The sequence below is a fragment of the Leclercia sp. Colony189 genome (genome assembly GCF_009740165.1).
GTDB lineage: Bacteria > Pseudomonadota > Gammaproteobacteria > Enterobacterales > Enterobacteriaceae > Enterobacter.
This window is the reverse complement of the sequence record NZ_CP046557.1, coordinates 950586-970832: the sequence shown is the minus strand read 5'-3', so window position 1 is coordinate 970832 and position 20247 is coordinate 950586. Positions and strand designations below refer to the sequence as shown.

The 20247-nt window shown below is 53.4% G+C and carries 15 protein-coding genes, 4 tRNA genes, 2 rRNA genes and 1 pseudogene; 7 read left to right on the top strand and 15 right to left on the bottom strand.

The features are described 5' to 3' along the window. The first annotated feature begins 197 nt into the window (after positions 1-197). Positions 198-938 carry a peptidoglycan meso-diaminopimelic acid protein amidase gene (gene dpaA / locus GNG29_RS04580; RefSeq protein WP_156653950.1) on the top strand — a complete coding sequence of 247 codons (741 nt, stop codon included), beginning with the start codon at positions 198-200 and terminating at the stop codon, positions 936-938. On the opposite strand, the gene GNG29_RS04575 is transcribed toward dpaA, so the two are convergent. Both GNG29_RS04575 and lpcA read right to left on the bottom strand, forming a co-directional pair. Beyond that, positions 909-1676, bottom strand: coding sequence for a class II glutamine amidotransferase (locus GNG29_RS04575; protein ID WP_103823943.1), 768 nt, complete (start codon positions 1674-1676; stop codon positions 909-911). The genes dpaA and GNG29_RS04575 overlap by 30 nt on opposite strands. 46 nt (positions 1677-1722) lie before the next feature. Then, positions 1723-2301: a D-sedoheptulose 7-phosphate isomerase gene (lpcA, locus tag GNG29_RS04570; protein WP_103178373.1), complete on the bottom strand. Its 579-nt coding sequence runs from the start codon at positions 2299-2301 to the stop codon at positions 1723-1725. A 238-nt stretch (positions 2302-2539) separates the two neighbouring features. On the opposite strand from lpcA, the gene fadE reads away from it, so the two are divergent. After that, the gene (gene fadE, locus GNG29_RS04565; protein ID WP_156653949.1) at positions 2540-4984 is read left to right on the top strand and encodes an acyl-CoA dehydrogenase FadE; all 2445 of its coding nucleotides are present in this window, start codon (positions 2540-2542) and stop codon (positions 4982-4984) included. A gap of 110 nt (positions 4985-5094) precedes the next feature. After that, entirely contained in the window at positions 5095-5865 is a 771-nt protein-coding gene (locus tag GNG29_RS04560) for an amidohydrolase (protein ID WP_103178371.1), read from the top strand. Positions 5866-5975: 110 nt separating this feature from the next. Here GNG29_RS04560 and GNG29_RS04555 read toward each other — a convergent pair whose 3' ends face one another. The 3 genes from GNG29_RS04555 to dnaQ form a co-directional block, all read right to left on the bottom strand. Beyond that, a complete protein-coding gene (locus GNG29_RS04555) occupies positions 5976-6503 on the bottom strand; it encodes a cytochrome b (RefSeq protein ID WP_156653948.1) in 528 nt (175 codons plus the stop codon). Positions 6504-6909: 406 nt separating this feature from the next. After that, positions 6910-6986 (bottom strand) — tRNA-Asp (locus GNG29_RS04550). A 130-nt stretch (positions 6987-7116) separates the two neighbouring features. Beyond that, positions 7117-7860, bottom strand: coding sequence for a DNA polymerase III subunit epsilon (dnaQ, locus tag GNG29_RS04545; protein WP_156653947.1), 744 nt, complete (start codon positions 7858-7860; stop codon positions 7117-7119). A gap of 145 nt (positions 7861-8005) precedes the next feature. Here dnaQ and rnhA point away from each other — a divergent pair, with 145 nt between their 5' ends. Then, complete coding sequence (rnhA, locus tag GNG29_RS04540; RefSeq protein WP_103178368.1) at positions 8006-8473, top strand: ribonuclease HI; 468 nt, start codon at positions 8006-8008, stop codon at positions 8471-8473. Here the strand turns inward: rnhA and GNG29_RS04535 are convergent, their stop codons facing one another. Further along, complete coding sequence (locus tag GNG29_RS04535; protein ID WP_156653946.1) at positions 8474-9190, bottom strand: class I SAM-dependent methyltransferase; 717 nt, start codon at positions 9188-9190, stop codon at positions 8474-8476. A 32-nt stretch (positions 9191-9222) separates the two neighbouring features. Here GNG29_RS04535 and gloB point away from each other — a divergent pair, with 32 nt between their 5' ends. Next, positions 9223-9978 (top strand): hydroxyacylglutathione hydrolase, encoded by a 756-nt coding sequence (gloB, locus tag GNG29_RS04530; protein ID WP_156653945.1) that lies wholly within the window; start codon positions 9223-9225, stop codon positions 9976-9978. A 71-nt stretch (positions 9979-10049) separates the two neighbouring features. Next, positions 10050-11417 carry a murein transglycosylase D gene (gene mltD, locus GNG29_RS04525; protein ID WP_103178365.1) on the top strand — a complete coding sequence of 456 codons (1368 nt, stop codon included), beginning with the start codon at positions 10050-10052 and terminating at the stop codon, positions 11415-11417. 52 nt (positions 11418-11469) lie between these two features. On the opposite strand, the gene GNG29_RS04520 is transcribed toward mltD, so the two are convergent. The 3 genes from GNG29_RS04520 to GNG29_RS04510 all read right to left on the bottom strand — a co-directional run bounded on the left by GNG29_RS04520 (position 11470) and on the right by GNG29_RS04510 (position 14451). Next, complete coding sequence (locus GNG29_RS04520) at positions 11470-12240, bottom strand: class I SAM-dependent methyltransferase (protein ID WP_156653944.1); 771 nt, start codon at positions 12238-12240, stop codon at positions 11470-11472. 76 nt (positions 12241-12316) lie between these two features. Further along, positions 12317-13117, bottom strand: coding sequence for an endonuclease/exonuclease/phosphatase family protein (locus GNG29_RS04515; RefSeq protein WP_039032074.1), 801 nt, complete (start codon positions 13115-13117; stop codon positions 12317-12319). Positions 13118-13275: 158 nt separating this feature from the next. After that, positions 13276-14451, bottom strand: a complete 1176-nt coding sequence (locus tag GNG29_RS04510) for an MFS transporter (RefSeq protein WP_156653943.1) — start codon at positions 14449-14451, stop codon at positions 13276-13278. A 104-nt stretch (positions 14452-14555) separates the two neighbouring features. Between GNG29_RS04510 and yafC the strand changes: the two are divergent. Further along, positions 14556-15487 (top strand): annotated as a pseudogene (gene yafC / locus GNG29_RS04505) (DNA-binding transcriptional regulator YafC). A 1-nt stretch (position 15488) separates the two neighbouring features. Here yafC and dkgB read toward each other — a convergent pair. The 6 genes from dkgB to GNG29_RS04475 form a co-directional block, all read right to left on the bottom strand. Further along, the gene (dkgB, locus tag GNG29_RS04500; RefSeq protein WP_103178361.1) at positions 15489-16292 is read right to left on the bottom strand and encodes a 2,5-didehydrogluconate reductase DkgB; all 804 of its coding nucleotides are present in this window, start codon (positions 16290-16292) and stop codon (positions 15489-15491) included. A 164-nt stretch (positions 16293-16456) separates the two neighbouring features. Beyond that, positions 16457-16533, bottom strand: a tRNA-Asp gene (locus tag GNG29_RS04495). A 53-nt stretch (positions 16534-16586) separates the two neighbouring features. After that, a 5S ribosomal RNA gene (rrf, locus tag GNG29_RS04490) occupies positions 16587-16702 on the bottom strand. Between the two features lie 196 nt (positions 16703-16898). Continuing rightward, positions 16899-19802, bottom strand: a 23S ribosomal RNA gene (locus GNG29_RS04485). Positions 19803-19997: 195 nt separating this feature from the next. Next, positions 19998-20073, bottom strand: a tRNA-Ala gene (locus tag GNG29_RS04480). Positions 20074-20109: 36 nt separating this feature from the next. After that, positions 20110-20186 (bottom strand) — tRNA-Ile (locus GNG29_RS04475). Positions 20187-20247 lie beyond the last annotated feature (61 nt).

Genomic DNA, 20247 nt, shown 5'->3' with positions numbered 1-20247 from the left:
GACCGATTACGCAAAGTTCTCAATGCCAGCACGGCCAATCCAGGTTATAAGGAGAACTATTTTGTAAACCGACGCGCTGACGCTTGCGAAAAAATGCAGTGGTGCTAATGTGAGCGCTCCTAATGCAGATTAATCTGATTTCGGGTCTCTTTTGCCGTCCTGGCAAGTTGGTTAGGTTTTATCAAGGAACATGTAGTATGCGTAAAATCGCATTGTTCATTGCGATGCTTCTTATTCCGTGCGTTTCGTTTGCCGGGCTGCTCAGCAGCAACAGCTCAATAACGCCGATTAGCAAAGAATACAAACAGCAGTTGATGGGCTCTCCGGTCTATATCCAGATCTATAAGGAAGAGCGCACGTTAGACCTGTTCGTGAAGATGGGTGAGACGTATCAGCTGCTCGACAGCTATAAAATCTGCAACTACTCCGGTGGCCTTGGCCCGAAACAGCGTCAGGGCGATTTCAAAAGCCCGGAGGGGTTCTACAGCGTTCAGCGTAACCAGCTAAAACCTGACAGTCGCTTCTATAAAGCGATCAACATTGGTTTCCCCAATGCCTTTGACCGTGCGCACGGCTATGACGGTAAATATCTGATGATTCATGGTGCCTGTGTGTCAGTGGGTTGCTACGCCATGACCGACAGCGGTATTGATGAGATCTTCCAGTTCGTCACCGGCGCGTTGGTCTTTGGCCAGTCTGCGGTGCAGGTCAGCATCTATCCGTTCCGCATGACCGATGCCAATATGCAGCGTCACAAGAGCTCATACTACGCCGATTTCTGGAAACAGCTGAAGCCGGGTTATGACTACTTCCAGCAGACGCACAAGCCGCCGACCGTTTCGGTGGTGGATGGACGTTATGTGGTCAGCAAGCCGCTGAGCCACGAAGTCGTCCAGCCACAGCTGGCGTCAAACTACGCGCTCCCCCAGACAAAATAAGATCCACTCGCCTGGCATGATTCTTTGCCAGGCTTCATTGCCCGTCAGCGGCTGAGTGGCGATCACCGTGACCACATCGTTGGGTGTGGTTTCGGTCTGAAAATCGATTTCCACATCCTGATCCAGCAGTTTTGCCACGCCGAACGGCGCCCGCCGGGTGATCCAGAACAGGTTCGTCGAGCAGAACGCCATCACATACCGCCCGTCCGACAGCAGCATATTAAAGACCCCTTTCTCCCGCAGCTCCGTCGCCAGCGAGGCCACGTATTTAAAGACCGCGGTCATGTTGCCCGGCGTGCGCGGATAGCGCTCGGTCAGCTTATGCAGCAGCCAGCAAAAAGCCTTTTCGCTGTCGGTTTCACCAACCGGGCGAAAATTACCGGTCTCCAGCGACTTATAGCCGCTCAGCTGGCCGTTATGGGCGTAAGTCCAGTTGCGTCCCCATAGCTCGCGGGTAAACGGATGGGTATTTTCCAGCGCCACTTCACCGCGGTTGGCCTGGCGAATATGCGCCACTACCGAGCAGGATTTAATCGGATAGTCCTGCACCAGTTTGGCAATAGGGGAGTTGAAGCTGGGTTGTGGGTCCTTGAACGTGCGACAGCCTTTTCCTTCATAGAAGGTGATACCCCAGCCGTCTTTATGCGGCCCGGTTCCTCCACCGCGCTGCACCAGCCCGGTGAAACTAAAGCAGATATCGGTTGGCACATTGGCGCTCATCCCGAGCAGTTCGCACATATCTCACCTCCACAACAGCGGGGGGCGCTCACCCCCCAGCGAAGTCTTACTTAACCATCTCTTTTTCAATCAGCTGGATCAGGATGTGGATCACTTTGATATGAATTTCCTGAATACGGTCAGCGTAACCGAAGTGAGGCACACGAATTTCGATATCTGCGGTGCCTGCCATTTTGCCGCCATCTTTGCCAGTAAGGGTGATAACTTTCATTCCCTTCTCACGAGCCGCTTCAATGGCTTTGATGACGTTGCCGGAGTTGCCGGAGGTGGAGATCCCCAGCAGGACATCCCCTTCACGCCCTACCGCTTCAACATAGCGGGAGAAGACATAATCGTAACCAAAGTCGTTGCTCACGCAGGAGATGTGGCTGACGTCAGAGATCGCGATCGCCGGGTAGCCCGGACGGTTTTCACGATAACGCCCCGTCAGCTCTTCGGCAAAGTGCATGGCATCACAATGTGAACCACCATTGCCGCAGGAGAGCACTTTACCGCCCGCTTTAAAGCTGTCGGCCAGCAGGACCGCCGCGCGCTGAATAGCGTGGATATTGGCTTCATCTTTCAGAAAGTTGGCCAGCGTTTCCGCCGCTTCGTTCAGTTCGTTACGAATAAGATCCTGGTACATGAGGATAATCCTTCAGTATTGATGAAATAACAGAGCAAGTTTACCGGATAGCGGTAAAAGCGAGAAGCTAAAGCCATGGGAATCGTCGGGCGTTTTGCGTTTTTGTGCCGGGTAAAACCTGAACAATGTGAACCAGGTTGTAATTATTTTGTGAATGCATTGCTAAAAGAAATAACATCCACTACAACCATATCATCACAAGTGGTCAGACCTCCTACAAGACAGGGAGCAATTCTTTATGATGATTTTAAGTATTCTGTTAACCGTTGTTCTGCTCGGGGTGTTGTTCTATCACCGGGTCAGCTTAATGCTGAGCAGTCTTATCTTACTGGCCTGGACCGCTGCCCTTGGCGTGACCGGCATCTGGAACATCTGGGTGCTGGTTCCGCTGGCAATTATCCTGGTGCCGTTCAACGTGCGCTCGATGCGTAAATCCCTGATTTCTGCCCCGGTCTTCCGTGGTTTCCGTAAGGTGATGCCGCCGATGTCGCGTACCGAAAAAGAGGCGATCGACGCGGGCACCACCTGGTGGGAAGGCGAGCTGTTCCAGGGCAACCCTGACTGGAAAAAGCTGCATAACTATCCGCAGCCGCGCCTGACTGCTGAAGAGCAGGCGTTTATTGACGGTCCGGTTGAAGAAGCCTGCCGGATGGCGAACGACTTCCAGATCACCCATGAGATGGCCGATCTGCCGCCGGAGCTGTGGGCATTTTTAAAAGAGCATCGCTTCTTCGCGATGATCATCAAGAAAGAGTACGGCGGGCTGGAGTTCTCTGCGTATGCCCAGGCTCGGGTGCTGCAAAAACTGTCCGGCGTCTCCGGGATCCTGGCGATCACCGTCGGTGTACCTAACTCATTAGGCCCAGGCGAACTGCTGCAACATTACGGTACTGAAGAGCAAAAAAATCACTACCTGCCGCGCCTGGCCCGTGGTCTGGAAATCCCTTGCTTCGCACTCACCAGCCCGGAAGCGGGTTCCGATGCGGGCGCTATCCCCGATACGGGTGTGGTCTGCATGGGCGATTGGCAGGGTGAGCAAGTTCTGGGTATGCGTCTGACCTGGAACAAACGCTACATTACGCTGGCACCTATCGCCACCGTGCTCGGTCTGGCCTTTAAACTCTCCGACCCGGACAAGCTGTTAGGCGGCGAAGAGGATCTGGGTATCACCTGCGCGCTGATCCCGACCACCACACCTGGCGTGGAGATTGGTCGTCGCCACTTCCCGCTGAACGTACCGTTCCAGAACGGTCCGACCCGCGGTCAGGATATCTTTGTGCCGATCGATTACATCATCGGCGGCCCGAAAATGGCCGGTCAGGGCTGGCGCATGCTGGTTGAGTGTCTGTCTGTTGGCCGTGGTATTACCCTGCCGTCGAACTCAACCGGCGGTCTGAAATCGGTGGCAATGGGGATTGGCGCTTACGCCCACATCCGCCGTCAGTTCAAAATCTCTATCGGTAAGATGGAAGGGATTGAGGAGCCGCTGGCCCGTATCGCAGGTAACGCCTACGTGATGGATGCCGCCGCTTCCTTAATTACCTATGGCATCATGCTGGGTGAAAAACCGGCCGTGCTGTCCGCCATCGTGAAGTACCACTGTACCCACCGTGCCCAACAGTCGATCATCGATGCGATGGATATTGCCGGCGGTAAAGGCATTATGCTGGGTGAAGGTAACTTCCTGGCGCGTGGCTATCAGGGCGCACCGATTGCCATCACCGTTGAAGGGGCGAACATTCTGACCCGCAGCATGATGATCTTCGGTCAGGGGGCAATTCGCTGCCATCCATACGTGCTGGAAGAGATGGCCGCCGCGCAGAACAACGACGTGGATGCCTTCGATAAACTGCTGTTTAAACACATCGGCCATGTCGGTAGCAATAAAATGCGCAGCCTGTGGCTGGGCCTGACCCGCGGCCTGACCAGCGCCACGCCAACCGGCGACGCGACCCGTCGTTACTACCAGCATCTGAACCGTCTGAGTGCCAACCTTGCGCTGCTCTCTGACGTGTCAATGGCGGTGCTGGGCGGTAGCCTGAAACGCCGGGAACGCATCTCCGCCCGACTGGGTGATGTGCTGAGCCAGATCTTCCTCGCCTCGGCGGTACTGAAACGCTATGACGATGAAGGCCGTCATGAAGCGGACCTGCCGCTGGTCCACTGGGGCGTGCAGGATGCGCTGTATCAGGCGGAACAGGCCATCGACGATCTGCTGGCCAACTTCCCGAACCGCTTTGTGGCTGGCGCCCTGCGCGTGGTGATCTTCCCGACCGGCCGCCACTATCTGGCCCCGTCCGATAAGCTGGATCATAAAGTGGCGAAGATCCTGCAGGTACCGAGCGCAACCCGCTCCCGTATCGGCCGCGGTCAGTATCTGACCCCAAGCGAGCATAACCCGGTCGGTCTGCTGGAAGAGGCGCTGCTGGATGTGATGGCTGCCGACCCGATTCACCAGAAAATCTGCAAGCAGCTGGGTAAAAACCTGCCCTTCACCCGCCTGAACGAGCTGGCTAAAGAGGCGCTGGCGGGCGGCATCATCACCAAAGATGAAGCGGACCTGCTGATTAAAGCCGAAGAGAGCCGTCTGCGCAGTATTAACGTTGATGATTTTGACGCTGAAGAGCTGGCGACACAGCCGGTAAAGCTGAAAGAGATCGTGCGTAAACCTGAAGCTGCGTAAGCCATTTCAGCCCGCCAAAACCCCGCCTCGTGCGGGGTTTTTTATTGCCACCCGTTTCTCTGTTTGTCGTGCTACAGTGTCAAAATGGGGTTACTCGAGGAGTCTTAACTGTGCCTGGTCTGAAGATTACGCTTTTGCAACAACCGCTGGTGTGGATGGATGGTCCGGCCAACCTGCGCCATTTTGATCGTCAGCTGGAAGGGATCGCCGGACGGGATATTATTATCCTGCCCGAGATGTTCACCACTGGCTTCGCCATGGAGGCGGCTAAGCAGTCCCTGCCGCAGGACGAGCTGGTTGCCTGGATGCAGGCCAGAGCGCAACAAACCCAGGCGTTAATCGCTGGCAGCGCAGCGTTGCAGACCGAACGCGGACCGGTGAACCGTTTTCTGCTGGTGGAGCCCGAGGGCAAGGTGCACTTCTACGATAAGCGCCATCTGTTCCGCATGGCGGACGAGCACCAGCACTATGAAGCGGGTAACGAGCGGGTTGTCTTTGAGTGGCGCGGCTGGCGCATTCTGCCGTTGGTCTGTTACGACCTGCGTTTCCCGGTGTGGTCCCGTAACCGCGATGATTACGACCTGGCGATCTACGTCGCCAATTGGCCGGCGCCCCGCTCTCTCCACTGGCAGGCGCTGCTGACGGCACGTGCGATTGAGAACCAGGCCTATATCGCTGGCTGCAACCGGGTCGGTACTGACGGCAACGGGCATCACTACCGGGGCGACAGCCGGGTGATCAACCCGCAGGGTGAGATTATTGCCACCGCTGAGCCGCATCATGCAACCCGGATTGATGCCGAGCTGTCGCTGACCGCGCTGAGGGAGTACCGGGAGAAGTTTCCTGCCTGGCAGGATGCGGATCCGTTTAGTATTGACTGAAGGGTAAAGCCGCACTGTCCCTGTCCCCTCACCTCATCGGCATAAAGGGACAGGAGCGGTGCGGCTCTGCTGTTTGTTACTTCATCTAATGAAAGGCGTCAGTCTTTTTCTTACAGCATGCGTTGCAGGATTTCGCGCTGTCCCTTGAAGGTATATTTGATTACCGCCGCGACATGCCCAAGCAGAATCAGGCCCAGTAAAATGCAGCTAACGCGATGCACTTTAAAGAAGAATTCATTAACTTCAATCGTGTTAATCGGATGAGTAATCGGCAGCAGCCCAAACAGGCTGTAATCTTTGTGCAGCATCAGGAAGCCGCTGGCCAGCACCAACATAATGGTCAGATAAAACAGCTCATGGATAAAAACCACCATCTGCTTTTTCCGCCCCGCCACCGTTGCCGGATAAGGCACTGAAGGACGAAAGAAGCGCCAGACAAAACGCACCAGCATGATTGGCGTTGCAATGGTGCCAAGCGACATATTCAACACAGAAAAAAAGGTAAACCAACGGGTCCCTTCCAGCGCGTGAAGAATGTAGCCCATGCACATGGCGTAGATAATGACGGCTGCAACCACCCAGTGTAAAAGGCGAGAAAAGCGATCGTAACGTGTGGGAATAACGGAAGAAGTTTGCATATCCTTGTCCTCTAAAACGTAATAACCTGGCGTCCTTTGAAGCCATGCGTCCAGAAATCATTCGCCCTGCCCTGCTTGGATCCTGCGCCGGGTTTAACAATGAAATTCTTCTCCGCAAAATAGGATATTGCCCTGCCCCTTAATAGAAGAACGCAGACCATTTTTAACCTCTTCTTTTTTCCCGTTAACCGGTTGGGCGACTGGAGCGTTGTTGAATTTATTATTTATGCAGGCCGGAAAAAGATAAGGAGGAGTCTATCGTTGCGAATACGCTGAATGAGGATAACGGAACCTGGGCATTTTCAGGCTCAACGGCATAAGCCAGACGGAAGATGTTGCTGGGGGAAGTTGCACAAAAACAGAGATCGAAAAAAGGCCCATGTTATTGCTAACATGGGCCTGAATGTGGCGGAACGGACGGGACTCGAACCCGCGACCCCCTGCGTGACAGGCAGGTATTCTAACCGACTGAACTACCGCTCCGCTGTGTTCCCTTGGGAACGAGGCAGATATTACGGTTTACCCTCGATCCCGTCAATGCTTTTTCTCTGCTTTTGAATCGTTTGCTGCAAAAACGATCCAAACGGTTATTTTACCAGCATTTCAGCGGCTTTTAGCCTCGCCAGAGGCAGCTTCCGCCCTTCTTCTGCACCAGATCCAGACGGGATTCATGCGCCATTAACTCTTCATCACTCGCAAGTATAACGCGCAGCGCGCTGGACTTACGAATAATGCGCTGGATTTCGCTCTCGCCGGACTCTTGCTGCGCCTCGTTATCGGCATTAAACGCCAGGGCGGTCTGGCCGCCCGTCATGATCAGATAAACATCCGCCAGGATCTGGGCATCGAGCAGTGCCCCGTGTAGCGTTCGTTTGCTGTTATCTATTTCATAGCGCGAGCACAACGCGTCAAGGCTGTTCCGCTTGCCGGGGAACATCTTCCTTGCCATCGCCAGGCTATCAGTGACCTTGCAGAAGGCGTCTGTTTTCGGCAGGCCGCGGTTGAGCTTGCTGAATTCGTAATCCATAAAGCCGATATCGAACGAGGCGTTATGAATGACAAGCTCGGCGCCTTTAATGTAGTCGATGAATTCATCGGCAACGTCGGCAAAGGTAGGTTTATCGAGCAGAAACTCATCTGCAATACCGTGAACGCCAAAGGCTTCCGGGTCCACCAGCCGGTCTGGCTTCAGGTAAACGTGAAAGTTATTGCCGGTAAGACGGCGGTTAACCACCTCTACCGCACCGATCTCGATGATCTTATGCCCTTCATAGTGAGCACCGATCTGGTTCATACCCGTCGTTTCGGTATCGAGAACGATGATCCTGTCGGCGTTATGTGTGTCTGCAATACTCATTCTGTCAGCCTGTTCTTATTAACGATGACATTGTAATCAACCTGACCTGGCGTTCAAAGGCTAATTCACGCGGACTTTATTTTGCCGTGCCGATGAAGACCATTTATGTCAGACTTACCGTTTTTATTACAGGATGTCTGCCAGGATGCGTAAACAGGTAGAGATTTACACCGATGGCTCGTGCCTCGGCAATCCGGGCCCAGGGGGTTACGGCGCCATTTTGCGGTATCGACAGCACGAAAAAACTTTCAATGAAGGCTTTCGCCTGACCACCAACAACCGCATGGAGTTGATGGCCGCGATTGTGGCTCTTGAGGCACTGAAAGAGCATTGCGATATTGTGCTAAGTACCGACAGCCAGTATGTACGCCAGGGGATCACCCAGTGGATCCACAACTGGAAAAAACGCGGCTGGAAAACCGCGGACAAAAAACCGGTGAAGAATGTCGATCTCTGGCAACGCCTGGATGCGGCGCTCAGCCAGCATAAAATCCAGTGGGAATGGGTGAAAGGCCACGCCGGACATCCCGAAAACGAACGCTGCGACGAACTGGCGCGCGCTGCTGCGCTCAATCCGCAGCATGACGATGTGGGGTATAAACCGGAAGCCTGATCAGGGCTTTCGGTACTGCCGCGTGGCACCTACAGCGGGGCGCAATTGGGTCTTGGCTTTACCTGGTTTCATGGGATTGAGCGTCAGGGGGATGGTTCTCTTACGCGCCACAATCAGCTGCATACAGCCCAGCGCCGGAAAATGGGTGCTGAGTAACTTCCCGCCCTGCCGCGTCCAGGGTATCACCTGAAAACCGCTATGGTGCATCACCTCAAAATTGAGCAGCGAGAGCCAGTCCAGCTGGCGCATCAGCGTGAACATGCGGCTGTTATAGGGTGGCGTGCGACGCAGCACCGGCACCAGCTTTCTCAGCCCCATCAGACTCATCGGGTTAAAGCCGCTAATCACCAGCCAGCCATCATCAATCAAAACCCGATCGGCTTCCCGCAGCAGACGGTGCGGGTCATCGCACCAGGGCAGCGAATGTGCCACCAGGCACGCATCAACGGACTTCTCGGCAAAAGGGAGCTGCAGCGGATTGGCCTTCACCTGAACGGGTTCACCGCCCAGCGAAACATTGACCTGATGCGAGATGGCGCAGCTTTCAGAGTTGATTTCCGCGCTCAGATTTCCAATCTTAAGCAGGTGAAAACCATACATTTTCGCAAACCAGGGCTTAAGCTGTAACTCAAGCGCTTCACGATAGTATTCACCCCAGGGCAACTCCGCCCAGTGTTTCGGTGCGGTAACAATCTGAGGTATCCTTGCCGGTTTCATCAAAACACCCGCCACGCTATGAGAGGTAATGTATGAATCTTAACAGTATTTCTGCTTTTCAGGACAATTACATCTGGGTTTTAAGCAATGATGAGGGTCGTTGCGTGATTGTCGATCCTGGCGAGGCGGAGCCGGTGTTAAACGCCATCGAGCAAAACCAGTGGCAGCCGGAAGCCATTCTGCTCACGCATCATCACCATGACCATGTGGGCGGCGTGGCGGCACTCTGCGCAAAATTTCCGCATCTTGTGGTATACGGTCCTGCTGAGACACAAGATAAGGGGGCTACGCGCGTAGTAAAAGATGGCGAAAAGATCCTCATTCTTACGTTGGAATTTTCTGTAATTGCCACACCGGGTCACACTTCTGGACATATTTCGTACTTTAGCTTCCCTTATCTTTTCTGTGGGGACACAATGTTCTCTGGTGGCTGCGGACGACTCTTCGAAGGCACTCCAGCCCAGATGTACCAGTCCTTCCAGAAAATTAACGCTCTCCCCGACGATACCCTTATTTGTTGCGCACATGAATACACTTTAGCGAATATGAAGTTTTCGATGCACGTTCTGCCTGAGGATAGTGCGATTCAGGATTATTACCGCAAAGTGAATGAGTTACGTGCAAAAAACCAAAAAACACTGCCCGTAATTCTGAAAAATGAACGTAAAATTAATTTATTTCTTAGAACAAATGACATTGATTTAGTTAATAAAATTAAAGAAGAAACAAATATGTTACAACCTGAGGATTGTTTCGCGTGGTTAAGGGCAAAGAAAGATGACTTCTGACAATTGCATGTTGCCTTTTTAACTATTCGTCGTTATCATCGCTCGTCTTTTAAGCAACTATTGACACACACATGAAGGCAAAAGCGATATTACTCGCCTCTGTCCTGCTTGTGGGTTGCCAGTCGTCACAGAACACTGGCAACGTACAACAGCACGCACAGAGCCTTTCTGCAGCTGGTCAAGGGGAAGCAGGGAAGTTCACAAGTCAATCGCGATGGGCAGACGATGGGACGTCCTTCGCACAGGATCAAGACTTGTGGGTCTCTATTGGTGACGAGCTAAAGATGGGAATTCCGGAAAACAGCCGGATTCGCGAACAGAAACAGAAGTATTTAAGCAATAAGAGCTATCTCCACGATGTAACTTTACGGGCAGAGCCGTATATGTACTGGATAGCAGGGCAAGTTAAGAAACGTAACATGCCCATGGAACTGGTACTACTACCCATAGTGGAGAGCGCTTTTGACCCACACGCAACGTCTGGCGCCAAGGCCGCAGGTCTTTGGCAGATCATACCGAGCACAGGGCGCAATTATGGTTTAAAACAGACCCGCAACTACGATGCGCGTCGTGATGTGGTCGCCTCGACGACTGCCGCTCTCGATATGATGCAACGTCTGAACAAGATGTTCGACGGTGACTGGCTGCTGACTGTCGCTGCGTACAACAGCGGTGAGGGTCGTGTACTGAAGGCAATGAAAGCGAATAAAGCACGGGGTAAACCTACCGACTTTTGGTCGCTTCCACTGCCACGGGAAACCAAATTATACGTACCTAAAATGCTGGCTTTGAGTGAAATCTTCAAAAACAGCAAACAGTACGGCGTGCAGCTGCCAACCTCCGACGAAAGTCGTGCGCTGGCGAAAGTGCGTATCAACAACCCTGTTGAACTGAAACAGGTTGCGGATATGGCAGGTATCTCGGTGACCAAACTGAAAGCCTTCAACGCAGGTGTGAAGGGCTCTACGTTAGGTACCAGCGGACCAAAATACGTTCTGGTGCCGCAGAAACACGCTGAACAGTTACGGGTATCGTTAGCGTCGGGTGAGATTGCAGCGGTTCAGTCTACGCTGATTGCGGATAACACACCGTTAAATAGCCGTAGCTATCGGGTACGTACAGGCGATACGCTTTCAGGCATTGCTTCACGTCTTGGCGTGAGCACGAAAGATCTACAGCAGTGGAACAAGCTGCGTGGCTCTACCCTGAAAGTGGGTCAGAACCTGACGATTGGCGCGGGTAACAGCGCGCAGCGTCTCGCCAATAATAGCGATAGCATTACCTATCGCGTACAAAAAGGCGATTCGCTTTCCAGTATTGCCAAGCGTCACGGCGTAAACATCAAAGATGTGATGCGCTGGAACAGCGATACGGATAATCTGCAGCCTGGCGACCGGATAACGTTGTTTGTAAAAAACAACGCCACACCGGATTCCTGATTTCAGAGACCTGATGTAAAAAGGCACCGATTCCCCTCGGTGCCTTTTTTGTTTATCCCGCCTTTTGGGCTTCAGCCAGGAGGGTATCGCTGGTAAAGGAGCCCTCTTCCTGCAGCTCAAAGTAGGCTTTGACCTCGGCCGAGGCACTATCCTGATACAGCCGGATCGCCTGGCTCAACGTCTCTGGTGTGCGCATACGCGCAATCCACGAAGAAAACTCCAGCCTTAATCTGTCAGTCTGCAGCGATTGTGCAATCAGCCCGGCATCAGTGAACATGGACAACCACTCGCCGCTGGAGTAGTTCCGGACATGCGAGGTATCCCGCAACGCTTCCACCGTCTGTAACCAGATATCACGTACCGGATGACCCGGCGACATGATATCCATGATGATAACCAGCCCACCCGGCTTCAGCACCCGCTTAACTTCGCGCAACGCCTGGCCGACGTCATGCCAGTGGTGCGCCGAGTAGCGGCTGATCACAATATCAAACATTTCATCGTCAAAGGGTAATGATTCTGCATAGCCCTGACGGGTGGCAATATTATTCAGCCCCTTCTCGCTGGCTGCGGCGGCAACCACCTCCAGCATCTGGCTGGATAAGTCATATGCCGTCACCTGAGCCACCTGCTGCGCTGCCACAAAGCTGGCATGACCTGCCCCGCAGCCTAAATCAAGGACGCTGGCTTTCGGAAAATCAGCCAGACGTTCAGCCAGACGCTGCAAATCGCGCCCGGATGCGTGAACCGCGCTGGTGAGGTAGGCCTTAGCCTGAGAGCCAAACTGTTTTTCTACGTTGTCATGATGGGACTGTGTTGTCATTTTGCTGTCCTTCGGTTGATGAAAAATAAAGGGCAGCACCCGTACAGGCCTGCCCCACGGCAGACCTGACGCACCTCTATCTCTCAGGTTTGCCGGGACTGAATTCAACGAGTAGCGGATTGTGATCGGATGCGCGAGTGACCAGCACAGAGGCTTCACTCACGTTCAGACCACGATAGAAGACAAAATCGAGCGGACGACCAAAGGCCTTGCGCCGCTGGTCATCGGTAAAACGTACTTCGCGCAGCGACATCTCACGCGCAAAGCGATAAAGCGCATTCATTCGCGGACGGCTCCAGGCATTGAAATCGCCAGCCATAACCACCGGGCCGCTGTGATGGGCAATCTGATCGCCGATAGGCAGCAGCTGCTTGCTGTAGACATCCACGCCAAGGCTGAAGTTAACCGCGTGGATATTGACCACCATCAGCAGCCGGGTATCCGGCAGCGGATACACGGTGACCAGGGCGGATTTCGCCAGGCGCAGAAGCGGTTCGCGCTCGCGCAGTGGGCAGCAATAGACGGGATGAGCGGCAGAGAGCGTCATCACCCCTGACGGATGCTGGGGTAAGACAAATGCCGGCACCTGGTCAGCAGCGAGATAGTTAGTGGTCGCAAACCTGACCAGTTCAGGTGTGGTTTGCGCCTCCTGCAGCAGCACCAGATGAGCATCTTTACCAAAATTCTGCAGGACGGATAACCATTCGGCGCGTTGCTGTTTAAAGATATTCCATACCAGCACCCGAATTTTTTCGTCGCTGCTTAAAGGCGCACCCGCAGGCAATGCCTGGCCAATGCTCGCAAACGACCCCGGAGGTAAAATTCGCTCCGCTGGCTGTCCGGCAACATAACGCATGGCATAGGTATTTTTTCGCACGGTGTGAAACGACCCCTATCAACTTGAACCCGTCCAGAAACAGGAGCGGGTTCTAATGTTATAGGGTTTTCAGCTCACACTTTCAACGCTATTACTAAGAAACTACTGAGTTACTCAGATTCCGCTGAGCTGTTTTGTCGGTAAGTACTTACATAAAGTTATCCGAGAGTAACGCGCGCGGGCTTATCCAGACGACCACTCAGGCCAATCAACAGAAACGCCACGAGAACAATGACCGCCCCAATCCACGGCGTTTGCGACAGACCAAAATGCTCGACCGTCTGCCCACCAATAATGGAACCCAGGGCGATACCGACATTAAACGCGGCGATATTAAGACCGGAAGCAACATCCACGGCGTTGGGTGTATAGTGTTCGGCTTTCTGCACGACATAGACCTGTAAACCCGGTACGTTACCGAAGGCGAAGATCCCCATTACCAGTACCGTACCCAGCGCGGCATACTGTATGGAAGCGGTGAACTGGAAGACCAGTAAAAGCACTACCAGGGCAGCAAAGATAATTTTCAGCGCCGGGACTGCGCCATGCTTATCGGCCAGCTTTCCGCCCCAGATATTGCCGATCGCCACCGAAACGCCATAGCCCAGCAGGATCCAGCTTACTGCGCTCGGTGAGAAGCCTGCCAGATCCTGCATCATTGGCGCCAGGAAGGTAAATGCGGTAAACACACCGCCATAGCCCAGCGCCGTAATGGCATAGATCATCAGCAGACGAGGATGAGTCAGCACTTTCAGCTGATCGCGCAGCGTCGCTGCCGCGCGTCCCGGAATAGTGGACGGGATCAGCACCAGACTGCTAATCAGCGCAATCACGCCCAGCAGAGAGACCGCGAGGAAGGTTTCACGCCAGCCAAAATGTTGCCCAATAAAGGTGCCCAGCGGTACACCTGTCACCAGGGCTACGGTTAAACCGCCAAACATAATGGCAATAGCAGAGGCCGCTTTCTCTTTCGGCACCAGGCTCGTCGCAATTGTCGAGCCGATGGAGAAGAAGACACCATGAGCCAGCCCCGTCAGCAGGCGGGCAATGACCAGAGTTGTATAATCAGGTGCCTGCCAGGCAAGGATGTTGCCTGCGGTAAACAGTACCATTAACGCCATCAGCAGCTGTTTACGCGGCAGACGGCCTGTGAGTGCGGTCAGTACCGGTGCGCCGATAGCCACACCGAGGGCATAGATAGAGACCAGTAAACCCGCCGAAGGCAGCGAGATGGCAAGTTGGTCAGCAATGGTAGGAACCAGACCTACAATAACAAATTCAGTCGTGCCGATTGCAAAGGCACTGATCGTCAGGGCAAGTAGCGCCAGAGGCATAAATAACTCCGTCTCATCAGGATTAAGATGACACGGAGTATGCGCCAGTGTTTAAATAACAAAAATGCTCAAAGTATCAATACAATTTTGCGGATTAAGCAACAATGAAAGCAACGTCTGAGGAGCTGGCGATATTTGTCGCCGTCGTTGAGAGCGGCAGTTTTAGCCGTGCCGCAGAACAGCTGGGACAGGCTAATTCAGCCGTCAGCCGCTCGGTGAAAAAGCTGGAGATGAAGCTGGGCGTCAGCCTGCTTAACCGGACGACCCGGCAACTGAGCCTGACCGAAGAAGGCGAACGCTATTTTCGCCGCGTGCAGTCTATTCTGCAGGAGATGGCCGCCGCAGAAACAGAGATCATGGAGACGCGCAGCACGCCACGCGGGCTTCTGCGTATCGATGCGGCGACGCCCGTGGTGCTGCATTTCCTGATGCCTTTAATTAAACCTTTCCGCGAACGTTATCCGGAAATGACGCTCTCTCTGGTTTCTTCAGAAACGTTTATCAACCTGATTGAGCGCAAGGTGGATGTGGCGATCCGCGCGGGGACGCTGACCGATTCCAGCCTGCGGGCACGCCCTCTGTTCACCAGTTATCGCAAAATCATCGCCTCCCCGGCCTATATTGCCCGCTTCGGCAAGCCTGAGACGATAGAGGAACTGAAGCAGCATCTCTGCCTGGGCTTTACGGAGCCGGTATCCCTTAATACATGGCCTCTCGCCTGCCATGATGGCCAGCTGCATGAAGTGGTTTGCGGTTTATCATCCAACAGCGGCGAGACGCTCAAACAGTTATGCCTTGAAGGAAATGGGATTGCCTGCCTGTCGGATTATATGATTGATAAAGAGATTGCGCGGGGGGAGTTAGTCGAGCTGATGGCAGACAAGCGCCTGCCGGTAGAGATGCCCTTCAGTGCGGTTTATTACAGTGACAGAGCGGTAAGCACCCGCATCCGGGCCTTTATTGATTTTCTGAGCGAGCATGTAAAACAGCTCCCGAAGGAGCTGTGAGAGGGTTCGGGGTACAGAGGGCGGGCTAGATTAGTCCCACTTCGGCGCCAGACCTTCCGGGCTAACCAGACGATCGTTGCAATCGAGTGCCGCGATCGCTTTTTTATCATCCAGATCCAGCTTCAGATCCTGTGCCAGCAGATTGCTCGCCAGGTTTTCACGCTTGGTTGAAGACGGGATCACTGCATAACCTTCGCCCATCGCCCATGCCAGGATAACCTGTGCTGCGGTGGCATTATGCCTGGTAGCAATGCGCAGAATGGTTTCGTCTTTCAGCGCCTTACCGTAAGCCAGCGTCATGTAAGAAGTGATATGGATGCCATGCTGCTTCGCCCACTCCACCACCTGCCGGTTTTGCAGATAAGGGGATAGTTCGATCTGATTGGTGGCGATATTTTCTGCGCCAACTGCGGCAACTGCCCTTTCCATCAACGGGATAGTGAAGTTGGAGATACCAATTTCGCGCGTCAGTCCCTGCGTTTTAGCTTCCAGCAAAGCCTGCATGAATTCTTCAACGGACACCGCATCGTTCGGCGATGGCCAGTGAATCAGGGTCAGATCCACATAATCGGTGCGCAGCTTTTTCAGGCTCTCTTTCAGGCTTGGGATTAATTTCTCTTTGCTGAGGTTCTCAATCCAGATCTTGGTGGTAATAAAAAGTTCGTTACGCGGTACGCCGCTCTCTGCGATCGCCTGACCCACAGCGGCTTCGTTGTCGTAGATTTGGGCGGTATCAATCGTGCGATAACCCAGTTCGAGGGCAGTTTTAACGGATGCGATAACAACGTCGTCTTTCAGGCGGAAAGTGCCAAGACCGAATGCAGGGATAGACATGAAATTCCTCTTTTATTCATCATGTTTGTTAATAAAGAGGATTATCTCTGGCGGGGATATGTGAAAAAAGATCGTATTAAGCAGAGGATTTTTGCGTTTACAGCAATAATCAAACAGCAGGCAAGAAAAAAGCCCTGAGCGTGAGCTCAGGGCTTCTTAATAAGTGGCGGAACGGACGGGACTCGAACCCGCGACCCCCTGCGTGACAGGCAGGTATTCTAACCGACTGAACTACCGCTCCACCGTATTTTTTGTAATTACCAGATATGGTTCTGGTTTATTACGTAATTTGATGCCTGGCAGTTCCCTACTCTCGCATGGGGAGACCCCACACTACCATCGGCGCTACGGCGTTTCACTTCTGAGTTCGGCATGGGGTCAGGTGGGACCACCGCGCTACAGCCGCCAGGCAAATTCTTGGTGCTCTGTACGCAATACTTTATCGCATCAGCCGCGTTGGCCGCGCTCGTAAAGTCAGTCACATACTTCAGTATGCTCCTTCCTTTCCTTCGCTTGCCGCCTTGCTGCTGCGCAAACTATTGTGTACTTAACTCTGAATCAATGCTGAAAATCTTCTCAAATCCACCGAAACAGCTTCGGCGTTGTAAGGTTAAGCCTCACGGTTCATTAGTACCGGTTAGCTCAACGCATCGCTGCGCTTACACACCCGGCCTATCAACGTCGTCGTCTTCAACGTTCCTTCAGGACCCTTGAAGGGTCAGGGAGAACTCATCTCGGGGCAAGTTTCGTGCTTAGATGCTTTCAGCACTTATCTCTTCCGCATTTAGCTACCGGGCAGTGCCATTGGCATGACAACCCGAACACCAGTGATGCGTCCACTCCGGTCCTCTCGTACTAGGAGCAGCCCCCCTCAATTCTCCAGCGCCCACGGCAGATAGGGACCGAACTGTCTCACGACGTTCTAAACCCAGCTCGCGTACCACTTTAAATGGCGAACAGCCATACCCTTGGGACCTACTTCAGCCCCAGGATGTGATGAGCCGACATCGAGGTGCCAAACACCGCCGTCGATATGAACTCTTGGGCGGTATCAGCCTGTTATCCCCGGAGTACCTTTTATCCGTTGAGCGATGGCCCTTCCATACAGAACCACCGGATCACTATGACCTGCTTTCGCACCTGCTCGAGCCGTCACTCTCGCAGTCAAGCCAGCTTATGCCATTGCACTAACCTCCTGATGTCCGACCAGGATTAGCTGACCTTCGTGCTCCTCCGTTACTCTTTAGGAGGAGACCGCCCCAGTCAAACTACCCACCAGACACTGTCCGCAACCCGGATTACGGGTCTACGTTAGAACACCAGCCATTAAAGGGTGGTATTTCAAGGACGGCTCCACGCAGACTGGCGTCCACGCTTCAAAGCCTCCCACCTATCCTACACATCAAGGACCAGTGTTCAGTGTCAAGCTATAGTAAAGGTTCACGGGGTCTTTCCGTCTTGCCGCGGGTACACTGCATCTTCACAGCGATTTCAATTTCACTGAGTCTCGGGTGGAGACAGCCTGGCCATCATTACGCCATTCGTGCAGGTCGGAACTTACCCGACAAGGAATTTCGCTACCTTAGGACCGTTATAGTTACGGCCGCCGTTTACCGGGGCTTCGATCAAGAGCTTCGCGTTGCCGCTGACCCCATCAATTAACCTTCCGGCACCGGGCAGGCGTCACACCGTATACGTCCACTTTCGTGTTTGCACAGTGCTGTGTTTTTAATAAACAGTTGCAGCCAGCTGGTATCTTCGACTGATTTCAGCTCCACCCGCAGGGGCTTCACCTACATATCAGCGTGCCTTCTCCCGAAGTTACGGCACCATTTTGCCTAGTTCCTTCACCCGAGTTCTCTCAAGCGCCTTGGTATTCTCTACCTGACCACCTGTGTCGGTTTGGGGTACGATTTGGTGTTACCTGATGCTTAGAGGCTTTTCCTGGAAGCAGGGCATTTGTTGCTTCAGCACCGTAGTGCCTCGTCATCACACCTCAGCGTTAACAAGGTACCGGATTTACCTGGAACCTCCGCCTACATGCTTAAACCGGGACAACCGTCGCCCGGCCAACATAGCCTTCTCCGTCCCCCCTTCGCAGTAACACCGAGTACAGGAATATTAACCTGTTTCCCATCGACTACGCCTTTCGGCCTCGCCTTAGGGGTCGACTCACCCTGCCCCGATTAACGTTGGACAGGAACCCTTGGTCTTCCGGCGAGCGGGCTTTTCACCCGCTTTATCGTTACTTATGTCAGCATTCGCACTTCTGATACCTCCAGCATGCCTCACAGCACACCTTCGCAGGCTTACAGAACGCTCCCCTACCCAACAACACATAGTGTCGCTGCCGCAGCTTCGGTGCATGGTTTAGCCCCGTTACATCTTCCGCGCAGGCCGACTCGACCAGTGAGCTATTACGCTTTCTTTAAATGATGGCTGCTTCTAAGCCAACATCCTGGCTGTCTGTGCCTTCCCACATCGTTTCCCACTTAACCATGACTTTGGGACCTTAGCTGGCGGTCTGGGTTGTTTCCCTCTTCACGACGGACGTTAGCACCCGCCGTGTGTCTCCCGTGATAACATTCCCCGGTATTCGCAGTTTGCATCGGGTTGGTAAGCCGGGATGGCCCCCTAGCCGAAACAGTGCTCTACCCCCGAGGATGAGTTCACGAGGCGCTACCTAAATAGCTTTCGGGGAGAACCAGCTATCTCCCGGTTTGATTGGTCTTTCACCCCCAGCCACAGGTCATCCGCTAATTTTTCAACATTAGTCGGTTCGGTCCTCCAGTTAGTGTTACCCAACCTTCAACCTGCCCATGGCTAGATCACCGGGTTTCGGGTCTATACCCTGCAACTTAACGCCCAGTTAAGACTCGGTTTCCCTTCGGCTCCCCTATACGGTTAACCTTGCTACAGAATATAAGTCGCTGACCCATTATACAAAAGGTACGCAGTCACACCCGAAGGTGCTCCCACTGCTTGTACGTACACGGTTTCAGGTTCTTTTTCACTCCCCTCGCCGGGGTTCTTTTCGCCTTTCCCTCACGGTACTGGTTCACTATCGGTCAGTCAGGAGTATTTAGCCTTGGAGGATGGTCCCCCCATATTCAGACAGGATACCACGTGTCCCGCCCTACTCTTCGAGTTCACAGCAAGTGTGCTTTCGTGTACGGGAGTATCACCCTGTACCCTGCGACTTTCCAGACGCTTCCACTAACACACAAGCTGATTCAGACTCCGGGCTGCTCCCCGTTCGCTCGCCGCTACTGGGGGAATCTCGGTTGATTTCTTTTCCTCGGGGTACTTAGATGTTTCAGTTCCCCCGGTTCGCCTCGTTAGCCTATGTATTCAGCTAACGATAGTGCAACGAATTGCACTGGGTTTCCCCATTCGGACATCGCCGGGTCAAGGGTTCATATCACCTCGCCGGCGCTTTTCGCAGATTAGCACGTCCTTCATCGCCTCTGACTGCCAGGGCATCCACCGTGTACGCTTAGTCGCTTAACCTCACAACCCGAAGCTGTTTCACTTCGTGTTGTGAAAATTTGAGAGACTCGAACACACCTTTATCTGTTCTTATTACGGAGAACAGACACAGTGTGTCGTTTCAATTTTCAGCTTGATCCAGATTTTTAAAGAGCAAAACTTCGCAGCGCACCTTCGCAGGTACACTCTGAAGTTTTCAGGTTTTCGCAGTAAAGATGGTGGAGCTATGCGGGATCGAACCGCAGACCTCCTGCGTGCAAGGCAGGCGCTCTCCCAGCTGAGCTATAGCCCCATCGTGGTCAATCTCTTCAAATTTGCGTTGCAAATTTGGTAGGCCTGAGTGGACTTGAACCACCGACCTCACCCTTATCAGGGGTGCGCTCTAACCACCTGAGCTACAAGCCTGCAGAGATTTTTTACTGCTAATTTTCATCAGACAATCTGTGTGAGCACTACAAAGGCAGGT